Origin of the sequence: Microcystis sp. LE19-10.1B (assembly GCF_027530565.1) — a bacterium.
GTDB lineage: Bacteria > Cyanobacteriota > Cyanobacteriia > Cyanobacteriales > Microcystaceae > Microcystis > Microcystis aeruginosa.
The window spans coordinates 1-4,100 of sequence record NZ_JAPZQM010000029.1; the positions used below are offsets into that span (position 1 = coordinate 1).

Below are 4,100 nucleotides of genomic sequence, written 5' to 3' on the forward strand. Positions count from 1 at the left end.
AACCCTTATATAGAAAGGCATTTAGCGATTTTTGTCAATTGTTTTTGCTCTAGAGCGAACTAATCAATTAAGTCTCTTGCCAGATAAGGATTTAGTCGATTTATGCCCCCCTATCGAACCATACCAAGTAACGAAGAACCAAGATTTGAAACAGTATTTGTTGGTACACAGTAACCATCGGCAATATACCTGTTCTGAAACCACAGGAAGTGGTTCGTATCTTAGAAAATCTTGGCTTTGTTGAGGTACGTCAGAAAGGCTCCCATAAACAGTTCTGTCCTGAAGATGGACGTGCAACTACTGTTCCATTTCATAAAGGACGAGATATTGCACCTAGATTATTACGACAGATTGCGAGCGATATTAACTTGACAGTAGAAGAGTTTTTAGAGTCGAGGTAAAGTCTATTTTCGCCAACTTTTAAAGCAGCGCCAAATAGCACTGTATTCCTATGATGTTGAAGATTTTGAGTTGGATTTGAAAAACTTACGGGAGTTGGGGCGATTGTGATTGTTGTTAGCGAGACAATGCTAGACCCCTCTGTGCGGTAATTATGCCCAAATTGAGGTGATTAAACCCCACAGTGCCATATTAAGTCTTATTAAGGGGTGTTAGACCGATGGAAGTGGGATAGTAGGATAAAAGAACCACCATTTAAGCTAAACATCGCCAGGTATTTAGGGACTTGCGTAGGAATAATATCCCAGCCAGAAAATCGCTCTGTAGAAGAATCAGACAAGCCCTAAATGGTGCATTATCAAAGCGCAAGTCCCTTAGCCTAAGTGGACTTGTTGAACTAAGAATCCCTCGCTAAGGAAGAAATTTATGGTGACAGTAACGCAAGCTGGGACTACAAGCTGTTCCACGACAGTGGTTAGGGGACTAGATCGGCAACTCATTGCTCAAATGAATCGACTTGTCTCAGGTGCTTTAGTTGATTTTTCTTCGCCCAAGATCAGGCTTGGACAAGCAGTTTGGCCATTCTTACAACCAGCGGCTAAACGCGCCCTAGATCGGGCGGTTGCCAATCGAGGCCAGACTCTGATTGTCAACTCCGCTTATCGGACTATTGCCCAACAACTACTTCTTTTTCAACAAGCTCAGGCGAATCGATGTGGCATTACTATCGCTGCTGAGCCAGGAAAGAGCAACCATCAAAGTGGATTAGCTCTCGATATTGAAGATCATGCAGGCTGGCGACCTTTCCTAGAAGCTCAGGGCTGGAAGTGGCTAGGTCCATCAGATCCGGTTCATTTTGACTTTAAAGGTGCTGGGGTTCGTGACATTCGCTCAACTGCTATCCTGGCGTTCCAGCAACTGTGGAATCAAAACAATCCCAATGACAGGATTGCAGAGGATGGGCAGTGGGGTCCAAATACCGCCGCTCGTCTCGGTAAATCTCCTGCTAATGGCTTTGCTAATGGTCCGACTCTAGACACAGGGGTTAATGGTGGGGGTAGCGTTGAACTAGGAGATCGCTTATTGCAACTCACGCGCCCACTTTTGGAAGGAGATGACGTGCGTCAAGTTCAGCAAGCATTAGTCCGCAATGGTTTCCAGTCAACAGTTGATGGTTTCTTTGGTCCAAAGACAGAAGAAGCAGTTAAAGCATTTCAACAACAGAAACAATTGCAACCTGTTGATGGCATCGTTGGACCTGCCACGCTTGCGGCTTTGGGACTCTCATCTTCCTAAAGGCAAACTGACATCAATAACCATGGAAACTATCGAAAACAAAATGCAAGGAGAATTTGCACAATGATCGGTCCAACCTTACGTTTATTTGACGGATTTGACCACACTTCTCCTCAACTTCGAGACGAAGTGATGGAACTGCAAGAACTGCTCAATGCCAAAGGAATTGCTGTCGTTATTGATGGCTTCTTTGGACAGGCAACCGAAATGGCTGTCAAACAATTTCAACGCTCTCGTGGTTTGGATGATGATGGAATTGTCGGTCCGCTGACTTGGGCAGCATTATCAGACGAGCAACCTCCCAATCTTGAACTTGTGTTTGCCACGACAATTGCTCGCAATGATGCTTCCATGCTCAGACAATTAGAAGCCGCTCAACAGTTTAGAGCTTTTATTGAAGAAGGAGCTAACCAACAGGGCTTTCCGATTGCTGTGATTGCGGGCATTGGTTCACGAGAATCTCACTGGGGATTACTCTTAAATCCACCTGGCCCTTCTGGTACGGGAGATTTTGGTCACGGTCGGGGACTGATGCAAATTGATGACCGTGCTTTTCCTCAGTTTACCTCTACTGGTAAGTGGAAAGATCCCAGAGAGAACATTCTCTTTGGCTGTCAAGTTCTTGCTGACAACCGAGCTTTTATGCAACGCAAGACTAATTTGCAAGGCAAAGAGCTTATCCGTGCAGCTTTAGCTGCATACAATTCTGGACCTGGAAATGCCCTAAGAGCTTTGCTCGACCACGGAGATGTTGATTTCTTCACTGCTAACCGGAATTATGGCAAAGATACTCTCAGTCGAGCCGGATGGTTCCAGTTACGTGGTTGGAGTTGACTAACAAAGTAAGTAGAGTTGTTGCATGAGCTAAATTATTGTCAACAACTCTATATTATTGCTCAAAGTTTTTAAACAATTTTATTGCCGAGATTTTTTCTAATTATGCCATTTACCGCCAAAGTCATTACCACAGCCGAATGGGGAGCGAGACCGCCAAAACTGGGAACGTTTCCTTTTAAAAGAACAGTTCCCCGTTATGTCATCGTCCACTATTTTTGTAAAAGGAGGTAAAAGCCACAATTAAACTTAAAACTCCATACATCGATCCAGTTTTATCCCCAAAAAAGAGGTGAATGACAATGAAAAAATCAATTGTTAAATGGATGCTTACTGCATTACTAACTACTGTTTTTGTGACTTTTGCCTATGGATTAGTTACCAACGTCTTAGCTCAAACTCCTTCTCCAACTCCTTCTGTAACACCTTCCTCTAAAACTCCTTCCCCGACTCCTGCTCCAACATCTTCCCCTCAAATCCCCTCCCGGACTGCTGCTGCAACATCTTCCCCTCAAACTCAATCTGGGACTCCTGCGAAGTTCTCTGACCAGGCGTTGGCAATAGCAATAGCATTAGGGGGTGTTTTGGGTTTCTATACAATTACTGTCTTGTGGGTAAGCTGGGATAACAACTATAATTTTCGTGAATTATGGATTAAGCCCGTAGCTTTGACAGCAGGACACCTTGGTAAAGCTAGTCTTTCTAATTTTCAAATTTTTGGTTTCACTTTAGTGGTGCTATTTCGACTTCTATACACTCTGTCCAATGAGAAAGAACTGAGTGGGCTATCAAATGATATTCTTTTACTACTAGGTATCAGTGCTGTTGGCACAACTGGTTCCAAGGTGATAGCATTGGGAAGCAAACGACTGACATTCTCTAATTGGGCCTGGTTGCGAAATCATCAATGGCTGACCATTGGTGAAAAAGGTTACGAGAAAAAACCAGAATTAGAAGATGCAAAATGGAGCGACCTAATCAAAAGCGGTGGTTCATTTGATGTTTACAGCTTTCAACTAGCAGGTTTTAGCTTGTTGGTAGCTGCTAGCTTATTTTTAGGTGTTTTCGGTATTGGTTCAGATTTGGCGACATTTACTTTACCGCAAAACTTTCTTTCTATTCTTGGACTGAGCAACGTTGTCTATCTAGGAGGGAAAGTTACAGATCCAAATTCTTACGAAGAACTCAACCAAAAAATCGATGAATTACGGACGGAAGAAACAGACTTAATTTCTCAATACCCTAATATTCAACCCGAAAGTTATGGAAAGTATATTGCCAAAGCGCGTATTGTTGCAGAGATGCTAAGGTCATTTTACGGTGAGAAAGGAATTTTTAGCGGTAATCCCATTGACTTTAGTAAATTGATGCCAAATATTCCTCAAAAAGACCCCCAATTTCAGCCAGCGATCACGGTTCTTCGTTACTTAGTATGGTTCGATAGGGGGGCATAAATCGACTAAATCCTTATCTGGCAAGAGACTTAATTGATTAGTTCGCTCTAGATCAAAAATAATTGACAAAAATCGCCAAATGCCTTTCTATATAAGGGTTCCATCCCTTATAACCCC

5 protein-coding genes are annotated in these 4,100 nt (G+C 43.0%); all 5 read left to right on the top strand.

Translation table 11 applies throughout. The features are described 5' to 3' along the window. Positions 1-31 precede the first annotated feature (31 nt). Complete coding sequence (locus tag O9332_RS01090) at positions 32-244, top strand: hypothetical protein (protein ID WP_071824951.1); 213 nt, start codon at positions 32-34, stop codon at positions 242-244. Then, complete coding sequence (locus O9332_RS01095; RefSeq protein ID WP_002756843.1) at positions 210-401, top strand: type II toxin-antitoxin system HicA family toxin; 192 nt, start codon at positions 210-212, stop codon at positions 399-401. The genes O9332_RS01090 and O9332_RS01095 overlap by 35 nt, the downstream gene beginning before the upstream one ends. 424 nt (positions 402-825) lie before the next feature. Then, a complete protein-coding gene (locus O9332_RS01100) occupies positions 826-1,695 on the top strand; it encodes a peptidoglycan-binding protein (RefSeq protein ID WP_002756841.1) in 870 nt (289 codons plus the stop codon). A gap of 63 nt (positions 1,696-1,758) precedes the next feature. Beyond that, entirely contained in the window at positions 1,759-2,529 is a 771-nt protein-coding gene (locus O9332_RS01105; RefSeq protein WP_002756839.1) for a peptidoglycan-binding protein, read from the top strand. Between the two features lie 302 nt (positions 2,530-2,831). Then, entirely contained in the window at positions 2,832-3,983 is a 1,152-nt protein-coding gene (locus O9332_RS01110; RefSeq protein ID WP_288023312.1) for a hypothetical protein, read from the top strand. The last annotated feature ends 117 nt before the right edge of the window (positions 3,984-4,100 follow it).